The 15097-nt window shown below is 69.5% G+C and carries 14 protein-coding genes; 9 read left to right on the top strand and 5 right to left on the bottom strand.

Going from position 1 to position 15097, the window contains the following annotated elements:
- The first annotated feature begins 83 nt into the window (after positions 1-83).
- The 3 genes from LXM88_RS06385 to LXM88_RS06375 all read left to right on the top strand — a co-directional run bounded on the left by LXM88_RS06385 (position 84) and on the right by LXM88_RS06375 (position 3744).
- The gene (locus LXM88_RS06385; protein ID WP_262539684.1) at positions 84-1511 is read left to right on the top strand and encodes a DUF2957 domain-containing protein; all 1428 of its coding nucleotides are present in this window, start codon (positions 84-86) and stop codon (positions 1509-1511) included.
- Positions 1512-1650: 139 nt separating this feature from the next.
- The gene (locus LXM88_RS06380; RefSeq protein ID WP_262539683.1) at positions 1651-2892 is read left to right on the top strand and encodes a DUF2957 domain-containing protein; all 1242 of its coding nucleotides are present in this window, start codon (positions 1651-1653) and stop codon (positions 2890-2892) included.
- Between the two features lie 18 nt (positions 2893-2910).
- Entirely contained in the window at positions 2911-3744 is an 834-nt protein-coding gene (locus LXM88_RS06375; protein ID WP_174421966.1) for an OmpW/AlkL family protein, read from the top strand.
- 184 nt (positions 3745-3928) lie between these two features.
- Here LXM88_RS06375 and LXM88_RS06370 read toward each other — a convergent pair whose 3' ends face one another.
- Positions 3929-4858 carry a LysR family transcriptional regulator gene (locus tag LXM88_RS06370; protein ID WP_262539682.1) on the bottom strand — a complete coding sequence of 310 codons (930 nt, stop codon included), beginning with the start codon at positions 4856-4858 and terminating at the stop codon, positions 3929-3931.
- 96 nt (positions 4859-4954) lie between these two features.
- Here LXM88_RS06370 and LXM88_RS06365 point away from each other — a divergent pair, with 96 nt between their 5' ends.
- Complete coding sequence (locus LXM88_RS06365) at positions 4955-6238, top strand: MFS transporter (protein WP_262539681.1); 1284 nt, start codon at positions 4955-4957, stop codon at positions 6236-6238.
- An 85-nt stretch (positions 6239-6323) separates the two neighbouring features.
- Here the strand turns inward: LXM88_RS06365 and LXM88_RS06360 are convergent, their stop codons facing one another.
- Positions 6324-6965, bottom strand: a complete 642-nt coding sequence (locus LXM88_RS06360; RefSeq protein ID WP_262539680.1) for a LysE family translocator — start codon at positions 6963-6965, stop codon at positions 6324-6326.
- Positions 6966-7044: 79 nt separating this feature from the next.
- Positions 7045-7914 carry an NAD(P)-dependent oxidoreductase gene (locus LXM88_RS06355; protein ID WP_262539679.1) on the bottom strand — a complete coding sequence of 290 codons (870 nt, stop codon included), beginning with the start codon at positions 7912-7914 and terminating at the stop codon, positions 7045-7047.
- Positions 7915-8010: 96 nt separating this feature from the next.
- On the opposite strand from LXM88_RS06355, the gene LXM88_RS06350 reads away from it, so the two are divergent.
- Positions 8011-8769, top strand: coding sequence for a Mut7-C ubiquitin/RNAse domain-containing protein (locus tag LXM88_RS06350; RefSeq protein WP_262539678.1), 759 nt, complete (start codon positions 8011-8013; stop codon positions 8767-8769).
- A gap of 77 nt (positions 8770-8846) precedes the next feature.
- Here the strand turns inward: LXM88_RS06350 and LXM88_RS06345 are convergent, their stop codons facing one another.
- Positions 8847-9143 carry a hypothetical protein gene (locus LXM88_RS06345; protein WP_262539677.1) on the bottom strand — a complete coding sequence of 99 codons (297 nt, stop codon included), beginning with the start codon at positions 9141-9143 and terminating at the stop codon, positions 8847-8849.
- A gap of 337 nt (positions 9144-9480) precedes the next feature.
- Here LXM88_RS06345 and LXM88_RS06340 point away from each other — a divergent pair, with 337 nt between their 5' ends.
- From LXM88_RS06340 to LXM88_RS06325, 4 genes are read left to right on the top strand one after another with little or no spacing between them, the layout of a single operon-like run.
- Positions 9481-10686: an efflux RND transporter periplasmic adaptor subunit gene (locus LXM88_RS06340; RefSeq protein ID WP_262539676.1), complete on the top strand. Its 1206-nt coding sequence runs from the start codon at positions 9481-9483 to the stop codon at positions 10684-10686.
- 7 nt (positions 10687-10693) lie between these two features.
- Positions 10694-11392, top strand: a complete 699-nt coding sequence (locus LXM88_RS06335; protein ID WP_262539675.1) for an ABC transporter ATP-binding protein — start codon at positions 10694-10696, stop codon at positions 11390-11392.
- Between the two features lie 21 nt (positions 11393-11413).
- On the top strand, positions 11414-12568 hold the full coding sequence (locus LXM88_RS06330) for an ABC transporter permease (RefSeq protein ID WP_262539674.1): 1155 nt from the start codon (positions 11414-11416) through the stop codon (positions 12566-12568).
- 2 nt (positions 12569-12570) lie between these two features.
- The gene (locus tag LXM88_RS06325; protein WP_262539673.1) at positions 12571-13737 is read left to right on the top strand and encodes an ABC transporter permease; all 1167 of its coding nucleotides are present in this window, start codon (positions 12571-12573) and stop codon (positions 13735-13737) included.
- A 13-nt stretch (positions 13738-13750) separates the two neighbouring features.
- On the opposite strand, the gene LXM88_RS06320 is transcribed toward LXM88_RS06325, so the two are convergent.
- A complete protein-coding gene (locus tag LXM88_RS06320) occupies positions 13751-15082 on the bottom strand; it encodes a carotenoid oxygenase family protein (protein WP_262539672.1) in 1332 nt (443 codons plus the stop codon).
- Between the last annotated feature and the right edge of the window lie 15 nt (positions 15083-15097).

The raw sequence follows: 15097 nt of genomic DNA, 5'->3' as shown, positions 1-15097 counted from the left end.
TTTTTTAGACGGGTTCATCAATTGACAGCAAAAATCCAGGCAGCGACATTAGCTCGCACAATTAAACGATTGGAGACAGCGGCATGTCGCACGCCTTATCGAAGGGGGTGGCAACGGCCTTTGCCATTGCCCCTTTCCTGGTTGCATGTGGTGGGGGGGATTCCGGCGGCGCGCTCGCGCCGATCAACGCGCCCCAATGTTCCGGATCGAGCTGCGGCACGCAAGGGCCGCCGCCGTCACAACCCGTCAACGGTTCGCTGTGTCCGGCCGACGCCGACATCGTGAAGAGCACGTATCTCGGCGGTGCAGGTAGCGGCGAGATCGTCAGCGTCAACATCGACGCGGTCGCGATGACGTACACGCTCAAGTGGCTCGAATCGCCGATTCCGCTGAAGACGGGCACCGTCACGCCCAGCCGCGTCGGCACGACGATCGCCGGCAAGGTCATCCACCCGCCGACCGGCACGCTGCCGACCGCCGAGCAGACGCGCTGCGCGTTCGTCCTCACGCCGGGCGCCGGCCCCGCACCGGACGGCTCGACCTATTCGACGGCCGCCGACTTCAACCAGGCGAACCCGCCGATGCTGCTGGTCGGCATGGGCGTCGCGGGCGGCGGCATTCCGGGCGCGACGATCCAGTACGACGGGCTGACGATCATTCCGGGCCTCGTGCAGAACGTCGGCCAGGTGCCGAACCGCCACTTCGATTTCTATCCGTTCCTCGGCTTCGCGAACACGACGACCGACCTGTCGAAGCTGCCGGGCACGTACAACGCGCTGATCTACCACCTCGTGCCGTCGGGCAACTACGCGACGAAGGGATCGAACTCGAGCGAGACGTTCGATGCGAACGGCGCGTGCACGTCGACCGGTTCGGGCGGCTGCCAGACGACCGGCGACCCGTGGAAGACGAGCGCGAAAGGCGGCTACTTCGACAGCACGAAGGCACCGCAGACGCTGCCGCAGACGCAACTGCCGATCGTCGGCGCGACCGGCAAGTCGGCGACCGCGCACATGGTGATCGGCCAGCTCAACGGCGCGACGGTGCCGGTGATCGTGCGCACGGGCAACGTGAACCTCGGCACGCCGCCGCTGCACACCGACGCGCAAGTCGACGACGAATCGGGCATCGCAGTGCTCGGCGCGGCGACGGCGATCACGTCGGGCGCGATCGACGGCGGCTACGCGGGTGCGGACTCGAACTTCAAGTACACGGCCGCCCTGATCCGCGGCAGCAACGCGTCGTTCATCAACCCGACCACGCAGGCCGAGGAAGACGGCTTCTCGCTCGACTACGGCCAGGCGACGCCGGGCCTGCTGAACGCGAAAACGACGCCGAAGCCGCCGCCCGGCACGAACTACCCGTCCGCAACTGGCGTGGTGATCGCGACGGGCGGGCTGTACGCGGCGCTCATCCAGGGCACGGTGAACGGCGGCGTCACGTCGACGTCGGCGAACTCGACGACTTCGTCGACACCGTACTTCGGCGTGGGCGCGCAGATCAGCAAGTAGCGCACGAGGGCGCGGCGGCGCGCAACGCCGCCGCGCGCGCAGGAAGGCGCCCCGGCACGGCGCCCGCAGGACGAGCACAAGTAACAGAAGCGGCCGACAGGGAGCTGGCCGCCGCACAAGACAAATCTGGAGGAGCAACATGAAGCGCAACCTCATTCTGGCGGCGGCCCTTGCCGCCCCCCTTCTTTCCGCATGCGGCGGCGGCAGCGACAACCCGCCCCCGCTCGTCGAAGACCGGCTCTGCCCTGCGTCGCTCGACTACAGCACCGTGTTTACGGGCGGCGCGGGCAGCGGCGAACTCGCCAAGGTCCAGCTCGACACGACCAAGATGACCTGGCAGGTCACGTACGTCGAATCGCCGGTTCCGCAAACGACCGGCACCGTCGTGCCGACCCGCGCGGGCACCGTCGACAGCGGCACGCTCACGCAGGAAACGCTGCTGCCGACCAACAAGCTGAACCAGTGCGCGTTCCGCCTGAACGGCGCGAGCCTCGATGCGACGCGCCCGGCGCGGATCTTCGTCGGCTTCGGCGTCGCCGGCGGCACGATTCCCGGCAAGGAAATCCAGTTCGGCGGCGTGCTCGGCCAGGCCGCGGTGCCCGACACGAAATTCCCGTACTACCCGTTCATCGGCTTCTCGTCGATCGAGACCAACATCGCGAACGTCGCGGGCACGTACAGCCATGTCGGCTTCGGCGAAGTGCCGTCGCAGAACTTCGCGCCCGCGTCGATCGACGCGAAGGTGACGATCAACGCGGACGGCTCGTGGACCAAGTGCGACACGACCGGCCAGTTCGCCGGCGGCGCGTGCACGCAGCAGGGCACGAACTTCGTGCAGTCCGCGGACGGCAGCGGCGCGTTCCAGTCGAACAACTACAGCAGCCAGTTGAAGCCGACGCTGTCGGCAACGCCTCAGGGCAAGGGCTTCATGATCGTCGGCAAGCTGCGCAACCAGCTCGTGCCGATCCTCGTGCGCACCGGCGTCGCGAATCCGAACCCGACGCCCGACAAGAACGGCGTGCCGGGCCTCACCGCCGACGACGAATCGAGCATCTCGATCCTCGCGCCGCAGACGGCGATCGCGACCGGCTCGCAGAACGGCGAGTACATCGGCGTCGACAGCGAGTTCAACTACCGGACCACCGCGCTGATCAACACGCAGGCCACGCTGCTCGATCCGTTCCAGCCATCGCAGGCGTCGCTCACGCGAGTGCTCGACCTCGACTACACGCAGAAGGTGCCGGGCACGGTCACGACCATCCACACGGGTTCGGGCAGCACGTCGCCGACCGGCAAGTTCATCTTCTCGGGTGGCGTGTTCGGTTTCCTCGATAACGCGGGATCGACGCCGTATTTCACGATCGGCGCGTTCGTCCAGTAAGCGGAGGGGAATGCCGTGATGAAGAAAACCCTTCTGTGCGCGGCGGCCGGCGCCGCCGCACTGGCGCCGCTCGCGGCGCACGCGCAGAGCGCCGGCAGCAACGTCGTCACGCTGGGCTGGTTCCACGTGATGCCGCAGCAGAGCAGCACGCCGATGACGACCAACGTCGCGCCGACGCCGATCAACACGCCGCTGCGGCTGCCGCCGTCGTTCACGTCGCCGGGCACCGGGTTGCGCACCAGCGGCGCCGACACCGTCGGCCTGACGATCAGCCACTTCCTGACCGACCACATCGCGGTCACGTCGGTGGCGGGCGTGCCGCCGGTGTTCAAGGTGTCGGGCCAGGGCACGATCAAGCCGCCCGGCCCGGCCGGTGCGCTCGGCACGCAGAACATCGGGCTGGCGTCGGTCAACCCGATCGTGAAGAGCGTGCGGCAGTGGAGCCCGGCCGTGCTGCTGCAGTACTACTTCGGGCAGGCAACCGCGAAGTTCCGGCCGTTCCTCGGCCTCGGCGTGTCGTACAACTGGTTCAGCGACCTGCAGCTCAACACGAACTTCATCAAGCAGACGCAGGACAACCTCGGCGCGATCCTCGCGGCGGGCGCGGGCAAGCCGGGTACGACATCGGTGGAAGCGAAGGCGTCGTCGTCATGGCAGCCGGTGTTCAACGCGGGCCTGCAGTACAACATGACGGAGCATTTCGGGCTGATCGCGTCGGTGACGTACATCCCGCTGAAGACGACGTCGACGGTGACGATCAAGGCGGCCGACGGTTCGGTGCTGTCCGAGTCGAAATCGGACCTGAAGGCCGACCCGATCATCAGCTACGTCGGGATGACGTACAAGTTCTGAGCTCGGCGACGAACGACGAATGGAAAGCCGCGGCAAAATCGCAGGCAAAAAAAAGCCCGCCTAAGAGGCGGGCTGAATCCATATCAGAGGAGACATGGAGGAGACAGGTGCAACTATAGCGAATCGGTTTCCGCATTGCAACATTTCCGTAGAGAAAATAAGGATTTTCCCTCGAGTGCCGACTCTAGTTCGCTTCCATTGCATCTGACCCCTTCCAGTTCTCCCGGTCGAGCACCTCGCCCAGCGCGTCGCGCAGCAGCGCGACGGGGCGCACCAGCCGGCCCGGCAGCGCGCCGTGCACGATCCACACGTTGATCCGCGTCTCCAGCCCCGCCGTTTCCACCACCCTCAGCGCATCGCGATGCGCGCTGCGCGCCAGCGCGTTCGGTGGCGCGATTCCGATGCCGGCGCCGCGCGCGACGAGCGACAGTTGCAGCTCCGAGCCGAACGCCTCGACCGCGACGTCGAACGGCAGCCCGGCCGCGCCGAGCGCACGGCTCAGCGCCGAGCGCATCCCGCAGCCGTCCTGGCTCAGCACCCACGGAAAACCCGACAGCGCATCGAGCGACAGCGGACCGTCCGGCAGCGGGAGGTCGCGCGCGGCGACGAGCACCGTCGGCTGCGTGGCGAGCAGCGTCGCGGTGAACGCGTCGGGCAGCACCGCGCTCGCCGGCACCATCACGGCCGCGACGTCGAGCGCGCCGCGCTCGATGCCCTGCATCAGCGCCGGCGACCAGCCGGCCGTCACGCGCAGCGTCAGGCGCGGGAACGCGTCGCGCAGCCGGTCGATCGGCCGCTCGAGCGCCAGCTCGGACAGGAACGGCGGGACGCCGATGCGCAGCTCGCCGGACGGCTCGCTGTCTGGCGCGCCCGCCGCCATCAGTTCGTCGACCGCGCCCAGCACGTTGCGCGCGAGCGCATAGACGTCGCGCCCGGCGGCGGTCGGCTTCAGCGGCTTGCTTTGCCGTTCGAGCAGCGGCATGCCGAGCAGCGTTTCGAGGTTCTGCACGCGCCGCGTCAGGCCCGGCTGCGTCAGGTGGAGCTTCGCGGCCGCGGCGACCATCGACCCGCTGTCGACTACCGCGACGAACGCCAGGAGATCACGCGTATTCAAAACAAACTCGCATAATCATGTTAGACATATTTCAATTGTCGCATAAACATCGACCACCTACGATGGGAGTTCCTTCGACCCCATCCCCGGCTTCCGATGAACTGCCCTGCCGACTCCTGTCCCGCCGCCGCTCGCACACCGGTCGACGCGCCGCCCGCGCTGAGCGCCGGCATGACGCTGTTCTTCGCCGCGACGGTCGGCGTGATCGTGATGGACCTGTTCGCCGCCCAACCGCTGACGGGCCCGATCAGCGCGGACCTGCACCTGCCGCCCGGCCTCGCCGGCCTCGTCGCGATGCTGCCGCAGCTCGGCTACGCGGCCGGGCTCGTGCTGCTCGTGCCGCTGGTCGATCTGCTCGAAAACCGCCGCCTGATCGTCGCGACGCTCATTGTGTGCGCGGCCGCCCTCGCGCTGCCCGCGTTCACGCAGTCGGGCACCGTGTTCCTGCTGGCGACGCTCGCGGCCGGCGCCGCGTCGAGCGTGATCCAGATGCTCGTGCCGATGGCCGCGTCGATGGCGCCCGAAGCGCAGCGCGGCCGCGCGGTCGGCAACGTGATGAGCGGGCTGATGCTCGGCATCCTGCTGTCGCGGCCGCTCGCGAGCCTGATCGCGGGCTCGGCCGGCTGGCGCGCGTTCTATGCGCTGGCCGCGCTCGCAAACGCGGCGATCGCCGTCGTGCTCGCGTTGCGCCTGCCGTCGCGCACGCCGGCGATCACGGCCGGCTACCGCGCACTGCTCGCATCGATGGGGCGCCTGCTCGCCGACGAACCGGTGCTGCGCCGGCATGCGCTGTCGGCCGCGCTCGCGATGGCCGCGTTCAGCGCGTTCTGGACCGCCGTCGGGCTGCGGCTCGCGCAGCCGCCGTTCGGCCTCGACCTGCACGGGATCGCGCTGTTCGCGTTCGCCGGCGCCAGCGGCGCGATCGTCACGCCGCTCGCCGGCCGCGCCGGCGACCGCGGCCACGGCCCGACCGCGCAGCGGATCGCGCACGTCACGATGCTCGCGGCGCTCGTCGTACTCGGGATCGCGGGCGTCGGCTGGTTCGGCTTCGACGCGCATGCGCATCGCGGCCTCGCGCTGGCGCTGCTCGCCGGCGGTGCGGCGCTGCTCGATGCGGGTGTCATCGTCGACCAGACGATCGGCCGCCGCGAGATCAACCTGCTGAATCCGGCTGCGCGCGGGCGCCTGAACGGGCTGTTCGTCGGGCTGTTCTTCGTCGGCGGCGCGCTCGGTGCTGCACTGGCGGGCAGCGCGTGGGCATGGGGCGGATGGAGCGCGGTGTGCGGCGTCGGGTTCGCGTTCGCCGGCGCGGCCGCCCTGTTCGGACGCTCGGCCGGACGCCGGACCGGCGCGGCGGCGCTGAACCGCCCGCGTGCGTAAGCGGACATGAGGCGGACGCGAACAGACGAACGCCCCGCCCTCTGGCGAGGGACGGGGCGTTCGGCGCGCCTGAGTCAGTCGGGAATCAGTGACGGACCAGCGCCATCATCGCGCCGAAGCCGACGAACAGCCCGCCCGTCAGCCGGTTGAAGATCTTCGCAACGCTCTGGCTCTTCAGCGTCGCGCCGATGCGCGTGCCGAACGACGCGTAGACGAGGTACCAGCTCACCTCGATCACCGCGAACGTGACGACGAGGATGCCGAACTGCGGCAGCGTCGGCTCGGCCGCGTTGATGAACTGGGGCAGCAGCGCGGCCGCGAACAGGATCGCCTTCGGGTTGCTGCCCGCGACCAGGAAGCCGTTGCGGAACAGCGTCCAGCGCGACGCCGCAGCAGTCTGGCGCGACACGGTTTCGACGTCGGCGGCCGCCGAGTCGTCGTCGACGCGTGCGCGCCACGCCTTCACGCCGAGATAGACCAGGTAGGCCGCGCCCGCGAAGCGCAGCGTGTTGAACATCGCCGGCCATGCCTCGAGCACCGCGCCGAGACCCGCCGCCGACACCGACAGCATCAGCACCAGCGCGCTCAGGCAGCCGGCCATCGTCGACGACGAGCGCCGCAGCCCGTGCCGCGCGCCGTGCGTCATCACGAGCAGCATGTTCGGGCCCGGAATCGCCGACACGACGAACACCGTCGCCACGAAAAGCCACCACGTATGCAGGTTCATGACTGCCTCAGCCTGAAGGAAAGAAGAAAGACGAAACGTTGATTATGCCGTGCGCGTCGTGCTTCTGTCGCGCCCGGAATCAGCGGCCGGCGCGGCGCAACGCGACTTCGCCGAGCACCGCGAAATCCTGCTCGCCGCCGCCGTGCGCGAGCGCGTCGAGCAGGTTGTCGCGCACGACGCTCGCGACGGGCAGCGGCACCGACGTGGCGTCGCCGGCCTCCAGCGCGAGCCGGACGTCCTTCAGCCCGAGGCGCGCCTTGAAGCGCGCGGGCTCGTAGCGCCGCTCGGCGATCATCGAACCGTAGCCTTCGTAGACGGGCCCAGGAAATACGCTGCTCGTGATCACGTCGAGGAAATCGCGCATCGCGACGCCGTGCGCGCCCAGCAGCGCGGATGCCTCACCGAGCGTCTCGATCGCCGACGCGAGCGTGAAGTTCGCCGCGATCTTCGCGATGTTCGCGTGCTGCGGCAGCGAACCGAACCGCCAGGTCTTCTGGCCGATCGCGTCGAACAGCGGCTGCACGCGGTCGATCGCCTCGGCCGGGCCGCCCGCCATGATCGTCAGGCGCGCGGCGGCCGCGACGTCGGGCCGCCCCATCACCGGTGCGGCGACGTAGTCGATGCCGCGCGACGCGTGCGCATGCGCGAGCGATTCGGCGAGCGCGACCGACACCGTCGCCATGTTCACGTGGATCAGACCGCGCGGCGCCTGCGCGAGCAGCGCGTCGTCGAACACGGCACGCGCGGCCGCGTCGTCGCCGAGCATCGAGAACACCGCGTCGCCGCGAAACGCGTCGGCCGGTGTGTCGACGATCTGCGCGCCGAATGCCGCGAGCGGCTCGGCGCGCTCGCGCGACCGGTTCCACACCCGCACCGTGTGCCCCGCCTTCAGCAGGTTCGTCGCGATCGCCTGCCCCATTTCGCCCAGCCCGATAAACCCGAGATCCATTGCCCGCTCCTTCGTTCGGTGAAGCCGCGAGTTAAACACAGATGCCGGCCGTCTGCAGTGCCTGCCGCCGGCCGGGCGCGGTGCGATACTGCACGGATGGCGACCGCGACCTTCCGCTTCCACGGCGAACTGAACGCCTTTCTCCCGCGCGCGCAGCGCGACCGCGCGTTCGGGCATCCGTGCGCGCGCGATGCGACGGTGAAGCACGCGATCGAGGCGCTCGGCGTCCCGCATACCGAAATCGGCCGGCTCCGCGTGAACGACGCGCCGGCCGCGCTCGACCGCCCGCTCGGCGACGGCGACCGTGTCGAAGCGTTTCCGGAGCGCGCGCAGCCGGCAGCCAACGGTGCGACCGCGCCGCAACCGGAGCAATGGCGCTTCGTCGCCGACGCGCATCTCGGCGGCCTCGCGCAACTGCTGCGCCTCGCCGGCTTCGACACCTGCTACGACAACCACTACCGCGACGACGAACTCGCGGCGCTCGCCGGCCGCGAGGGCCGGATCGTGCTGACGCGCGACCGCGAGCTGCTCAAGCGGCGCGCGGTCGCACGCGGCTGCTACCTGCACGCGCTGCAGCCGGCCGACCAGTTGCGCGAACTGTTCGAGCGGCTCGACCTCGCGCCTCACATGCGGCCGTTCCGGCTGTGCCTGCGCTGCAATGCGCCGCTGCATCCGCTCGACGCGGCCGCTGCCGCGCCGCGCGTGCCGGACGGCATCCGGCAGCGGCACCGGCGCTTCGCCGCGTGCGACGTCTGCCGGCGCGTGTTCTGGGAAGGCTCGCACTGGCGGCGCATGCGTTCGGTGGTCGACGCGATGCGCGCGCCGGCGGCGCCGGCGGACGAACGCGGCGCCTGAAAAGACAAAACCCCGCATGCCGAAACATGCGGGGTCTCGCGACTGGCGGCCGGCAGTGCCGGCCCCGGCCGAGGCGCTTAGTTTGCTGCGCCTGCGTCGTTCGTGCCGGCGGCCGATGCGGCTGCGGCCTTTGCCTTGCCCTTGGCCGAACCGTGTTGCTTCAGCTGGTGCTTCGGCTTGCTGTGATCCTTCTTCATCGGTGCGGAAGCGGGCGCCATCTCGCCTGCCGGAGCCGATGCCATCTCCTGTGCGAATGCCGAAACCGAAGCGAGTGCGATTGCTGCGGTCATGATCGAAGCGAGCGTCTTCTTCATTGTTCTTCCTTTAGCGGAGAAAAAGTCAAACGTACCGGTAGAGATGCGAGGCATTCGCATCGGAACGCCAGTCGCGCCGGGGTTTCCGGTCGCCGCCGGGCGGCCGGCTTGCGCCGTTTCACCGCGACAAAGACTGACGTACTGGCTCCATAACGCGCCGCCTTCGCGGCAAGTTGACACGCGGCTGCGTGTCTCGGGTTTTCCCCGAGAACACCGGTTTCCGGCCGCCCGGCACGCGTATCCGGCATCGCGCGGCCCGCCCGCCGGCGGCCGCGGCAGCCCGGCAAACCGGCTCTCGCGCGCCGGCCCGCGACGCTATACTGGCGTCCATCCGTCCCCTTCCCCGGAACCGGATCGCGGCAGGTCACCAGACCGCCGCCGTCGCGAGGCGCTCAAATTGCCCGATCACAATCTGGACAAACTGAAAATCGACCGGCGTCCGATCGCTCCGGCGCCACGCCAGCGCCGGTGGGTCCGCTATGCGGTCGCCGCCGTGATCGCCATCGTCGCGATCGTCGCCGGGTTCGCACTCACCGGCCGGCCGACGGTCGAAACCACGTCCGTCACGTCCGCCTACCCGTACCAGAACGACACGCAACTCAATGCGACCGGCTACGTCGTGCCGCAGCGCAAGGCCGCGGTCGCGTCAAAAGGCCAGGGGCGCGTCGAATGGCTCGGCGTGCTCGAAGGCACGCGCGTGAAGAAGGACGAGATCATCGCGCGCCTCGAAAGCCGCGACGTCGAGGCGTCGCTGGCGCAGGCGCTCGCGCAGGCGAAGGTCGCCCGCGCGAACCTCGGCGTGCAGCAGGCCGAGCTGAAGGACGCCGAAATCGCGTTCCGCCGCACCGCGGCGCTCGCACCGAAGGGCGCCGTGCCGGCCGCGCAGCTCGATATCGATACGGCCCGCGTGAACAAGGCGCGCGCGTCGCTCAGCAGCGGCGAGGCCGCGATCGCGTCCGCCAACGCCAACGCGCAGGCCGCGCAGGTCGCGGTCGACCAGACGGTGATCCGCGCACCCTTCGACGGCATCGTGCTCGCCAAGCATGCGAACGTCGGCGACAACATCACGCCGTTCTCGTCCGCGTCGGACAGCAAGGGCGCGGTCGTGACGATCGCCGACATGGACACGCTCGAGGTCGAAGCCGACGTCGCCGAATCGAACATCGCGAAGATCCGCGCCGAGCAGCCGTGCGAGATCCAGCTCGACGCGCTGCCCGACATGCGCTTCGCGGGCCGCGTGTCGCGCATCGTGCCGACCGTCGACCGCTCGAAGGCCACCGTGCTCGTGAAGGTGCGCTTCGTCGACCGCGACGACCGCGTGCTGCCCGACATGAGCGCGAAGATCGCGTTCCTGTCGAAGCCCGTGTCGGCGCAGGACCGGCAGCCCGTGACGGCCGTGCAGGTGAGCGCGGTCGTCGAGCGCGACGGCCGGCCGGTCGTGTTCGTCGTGAAGGACGACACCGTGCGCGCGGCGGCCGTGACGACAGGCATGCGCATCGGCGAGCTCGTTGCGATCCGCGGCGTGAAGCCCGGCGACACGGTCGTGCTCGCGCCGGGCGCGAAGCTGAAGGACGGCGCGAAAGTGACCGTCGCGAAGAAGTAGCGCCAGCGTGAACGACACGCCGCCGCCCCTCGTCGAGATCCACCACGTCGCGAAGTCGTACCGGCGCGGCAACCAGATCGTGCCCGTGCTGACCGACATCACGCTCGATATCGGCGAAGGCGACTTCGTCGCGCTGATGGGGCCGTCGGGCTCCGGCAAGAGCACGCTGCTGAACCTGGTGGCCGGCATCGACCGGCCCGACAGCGGCGAACTGCGCGTGGGCGGCCTCGATATCTCGCAGCTCGCGGAGGCGCAACTGGCCGAATGGCGCGCAGCGAACGTCGGCTTCATCTTCCAGTTCTACAACCTGATGCCGGTGCTCACCGCGTACGAGAACGTCGAGCTGCCGCTGATGCTCACGCACCTGTCGCGCCGCGAGCGGCGCGAGCGCGTCGAGCTCGTGCTCGACATGGTGAACCTCAGTGACCGGACCAGCCATTACCCGTCCGAGCTGTCGGGCGGCCAGCAGCAGCGCGTCGCGATCGCGCGCGCGCTGATCACCGACCCCGTGCTGATCGTCGCCGACGAACCGACCGGCGACCTCGACCGCACGTCGGCCACCGACGTGCTCGCGATGCTGCAGCGGATGAACGCCGAGCTCGGCAAGACGATCATCATGGTGACCCACGACGCGCACGCGGCCGGCGCCGCGCAGTCGCTCGTGCATCTGGAAAAAGGGGAGCTGATCGATGGGCACGCCGGCTGACCGGCCGCGGGAGCGCGCGCGATGTACGTGCTGAAGCTGATCGCGCGCAACGCGCTGCGGCACCGGCTGCGCACGCTGCTGACCGTGCTCGGGCTGACGATCGCGGTGCTGGCGTTCGGGCTGCTGCATACCGTCGTCGACGCGTGGTACGCGGGCGCGGCCGCCGCGTCCAGCGGACGGCTCGTCACGCGCAATGCGATCTCGCTCGTGTTTCCGCTGCCCGTCAGCTACGAGAACCGGATCCGCGGCATCGACGGCGTGACGGCCGTGGTCCGCTCGAACTGGTTCGGCGGCATCTACCGCGACCCGAAGAACTTCTTCGCGAGCTTCGCGGTGTCGGAGAACTATCTCGACCTGTATCCGGAATTCATCCTGCCCGCGCAGCAGCGCGCCGACTATGACCGCGACCGCCGCGGCTGCCTGGTCGGACGCCAGCTCGCGACGCAGTTCGGTTTCAAGATCGGCGACGTGATCCCGCTCAAGGGCACGATCTATCCCGGCACGTGGGACTTCGTCGTGCGCGGGATCCTCGACGGCCGCGACGATTCGACGATCACGCGCCAGCTGGTGTTCCACTGGGACTACCTGAACGAGACGGTGCGGCAGCGCACGCCGAAACAGGCCGACCAGGTCGGCGTATTCGTGCTCGGCGTCGCGAACCCCGACGACGGCGCGACGATCGCGCGCAACGTCGACGCGGTGTTCAAGAACTCGCTCGCCGAGACGCTGACCGAGACCGAGCAGGCGTTCCAGCTCGGCTTCGTCGCGATGTCGAACCAGATCATCGCGGCGATCCGCCTGGTGTCGTACGTGGTGATCCTGATCATCATGGCCGTGATGGCCAACGCGATGGCGATGAGCGCGCGCGAACGCACGGCCGAATACGCGACGCTGAAGGCGCTCGGCTTCGGCCCCGGCTTTCTCGCGCTGATCGTGTTCGGCGAATCGGTCGTGATCGCGGTGGCCGGCGGCGGGCTCGGGATCCTCGCGACGCCGCCCGCCGCGAGCCTGTTCAAGCAGGCGGCCGGCGGCATCTTCCCGGTGTTCAGGGTGTCGGCCGAGACGGTCGCGCTGCAGGCCGCGTGCTCGGTCGCGGTCGGCGTCGCGGCCGCGATCGTGCCGGCGTGGCAGGCGGCGCGCGTGCGCGTCGTCGAAGGCCTGCGGGCGATCGGGTAGGCATGACGATCCCGCTCACCTACATCGCGCGCAACCTGTGGACCAGGCGGCTCACCACCGCGCTCACCGCGGGCGGGATGGCGCTCGTGATCTTCGTGTTCGCGACGGTGCAGATGCTCGACGCGGGGCTCACGCAGACGCTCGTGTCGACCGGCGAACCCGACAACGCGGTGGTGATCCGCAAGGGCGCCGAAACCGAGATCCAGAGTTCGATCGACCACCAGCAGGCCAACGCGCTCGAGATGCACCCGGCCGTCGCGCTCGGCCCCGACGGCCGGCCGCTCGTGTCGAAGGAAGCCGTCGTGCTGATCTCGCTCGTGAAGACGTCGAGCGGCAAGCCGTCGAACGTCGTGATCCGCGGCGTGTCGCCGTCCGGCCTCGCGCTGCGCCCGCACGTGAAGCTCGCGGCCGGCCGCATGTTCGTGCCCGGCTCGTCGGAAATCATCGTCGGCAGCGCGATCGCGAAAGGCTTCAGCGGCACGCAGCTCGGCGACAGCCTGCATTTCGCGCAGCGCGACTGGACCATCGTCGGCATCTTCGACGCGGGCGGCAGCGGCTTCGATTCGGAGATCTGGGGCGACGTCGACCAGCTGATGCAGTCGTTCCGGCGCACGAGCTACTCGTCGATGGTGCTGCGCATCCCGAGCGCCGACGGCTTCGCGCGCTTCAAGGCCGACATCGACGTCGACCCGCGGCTGACCGACGAGGCAAAGCGCGAACAGACCTTCTACGGCGACCAGTCGAAGGCGCTGTCGAAGTTCATCAACATCCTCGGCATCACGCTGTCGACGATCTTCTCGATCGCCGCGATGATCGGCGCAATGATCACGATGTATGCGTCGGTCGCGAACCGCGTCGCCGAGATCGGCACGCTGCGCGCGCTCGGCTTCAAGCGCATGAACGTGCTCGCCGCGTTCCTGCTGGAAGCGCTGCTGCTCGGCTTCGTCGGCGGCGTCGCGGGGCTCGCGTGCGCGTCGCTGATGCAGTTCGCGTCGTTCTCGACGACCAACTTCCAGACCTTCGCGGACCTGTCGTTCCGTTTCGTGCTGACGCCCGCGATCGTCGTGAAGACGCTGCTGTTCTCGCTCGTGATGGGGCTCGTCGGCGGGTTCCTGCCGGCGATGCGCGCCGCGCGGCTGAAGATCGTCGACGCGCTGCGCGCGCAGTGACGCGCACGGCCGCTCAGCGCACGCGCGGCACCCACGCGCCGTGGAACCCGGCCGGCACGCGGCGCGGCAGGTGCACGGTCGCGACCGGCCCCGCGTCGATCGCGCGCGCATCGAGGATCACGACGTCGCTCGTATCCGTCGCCGCGCGGTAGATCACCACCAGCAGCCAGCCGTCGTCCTCGTCGACGCCGCCCGGGCGCGGCACGAACACGGGCTCGCTGTTCTGGTCGCCAGCCGGCACCGCGTAGCGCGTCGTCGTGCCGCGCGCGTGGTCGAAGCGCATCACGCCGCGCATTTCCGCGTTGTTCGGCTGCTCGGCCGCATACAGATAGCGGTAGCGGCGCCCCGTCCGGCTTTCGTTGATGCGCGGCAGCTCGATGCCGCCGTCGGCGAGCGGCCCTTCGTCGATCAGACCGTTCGCCGTATCGATCACGTAGCGCCACAGCTCGCCGACCGGGTTGTCGGCAAAGCGGCCAGTGCGCTCGTCGAGCCGCAGGTACCACGGATAGCGCACCGCATCGAGCACGATGCACGATTCGTCACAGTCGTACGCGTTCACGACGTGCTGGATGAAGCACGGCTCGATGCCGAACCAGCGCACGTCGCCGCCGTGGCGCGCGATCACGCCGATGCGCGCGGGCCGGTCGTCGTGCCAGCGCAGCGGCATCCGGTGCCCCTGCTTCAGCATCGAGAAGTCATAGCCGACATTCAGGTCGAGCAGCAGGCTGCAGGTTGCCGTGATCGCGAGGTCGTGCATCATCGACGGCGCGGGCACCTCGATCGCGAGGTCGACGCGCTGCACGCCCTGTGCATCCACGACGCCGTAGCGCAGCCACGGCGCGCGCCAGTCCGAGCGAAACGCGATCAGCTCGCCCGTCACCGGGTCGACCTTCGGATGCGCGGTCATCGCGCCATCGAAGCCCGCGTGCCGCGTCGACACGCCGAGCGAATCGAGCGCGGCGGTGATCGCGAACGGCGCGCCGCCCTCCGCCAGCGCGAGCAACTCGCCGGCGTGCTGCAGCACGTTCACGTTCGGATTGGTGTCGGGAAACTGCGGCGCCTGCGCGGGCGCATGCCCGGCGGCCCAGCGGCGCGTGCGCGCCCAGCGGTTCCGGTAGCCGGCCGCGCGGCCGCCTTCGAACGCGATCGCGTGCAGCATCGCGGCTTCCGGCCACCACGACAGCACGTCGTTCCCTTCGAAGCGGCCGCCCGGCGGATTCGGGCCGTTGCGCAGCAGCGTGCCGTCGAGTTCGCGAGGGATGGCGCCGGTCACGCGCAGATCGACGACGTCGACTTCGTCGGCAACCGGCGCGAGCGCGCCGCGGTTCAGGTCGAATGTGGTCATCGCGTCGGGCGTTCG

Source organism: Burkholderia sp. S-53 (genome assembly GCF_025560745.1).
Classification (GTDB): domain Bacteria; phylum Pseudomonadota; class Gammaproteobacteria; order Burkholderiales; family Burkholderiaceae; genus Burkholderia; species Burkholderia pyrrocinia.
Note: the sequence above shows the minus strand (reverse complement) of the source record. Positions and strands in the feature narration are given on the sequence as shown.

Coding starts and splice junctions, on each gene's coding strand:
- LXM88_RS06350 (WP_262539678.1), top strand. CDS start 8,011: ATGGCGACCGCGACCTTCCGCTTCCACGGCGAACTGAACGCCTTTCTC.
- LXM88_RS06385 (WP_262539684.1), top strand. CDS start 84: ATGTCGCACGCCTTATCGAAGGGGGTGGCAACGGCCTTTGCCATTGCC.
- LXM88_RS06325 (WP_262539673.1), top strand. CDS start 12,571: ATGACGATCCCGCTCACCTACATCGCGCGCAACCTGTGGACCAGGCGG.
- LXM88_RS06360 (WP_262539680.1), bottom strand. CDS start 6,965: ATGAACCTGCATACGTGGTGGCTTTTCGTGGCGACGGTGTTCGTCGTG.
- LXM88_RS06355 (WP_262539679.1), bottom strand. CDS start 7,914: ATGGATCTCGGGTTTATCGGGCTGGGCGAAATGGGGCAGGCGATCGCG.
- LXM88_RS06345 (WP_262539677.1), bottom strand. CDS start 9,143: ATGCGAATGCCTCGCATCTCTACCGGTACGTTTGACTTTTTCTCCGCT.
- LXM88_RS06330 (WP_262539674.1), top strand. CDS start 11,414: ATGTACGTGCTGAAGCTGATCGCGCGCAACGCGCTGCGGCACCGGCTG.
- LXM88_RS06320 (WP_262539672.1), bottom strand. CDS start 15,082: ATGACCACATTCGACCTGAACCGCGGCGCGCTCGCGCCGGTTGCCGAC.
- LXM88_RS06380 (WP_262539683.1), top strand. CDS start 1,651: ATGAAGCGCAACCTCATTCTGGCGGCGGCCCTTGCCGCCCCCCTTCTT.
- LXM88_RS06375 (WP_174421966.1), top strand. CDS start 2,911: ATGAAGAAAACCCTTCTGTGCGCGGCGGCCGGCGCCGCCGCACTGGCG.
- LXM88_RS06365 (WP_262539681.1), top strand. CDS start 4,955: ATGAACTGCCCTGCCGACTCCTGTCCCGCCGCCGCTCGCACACCGGTC.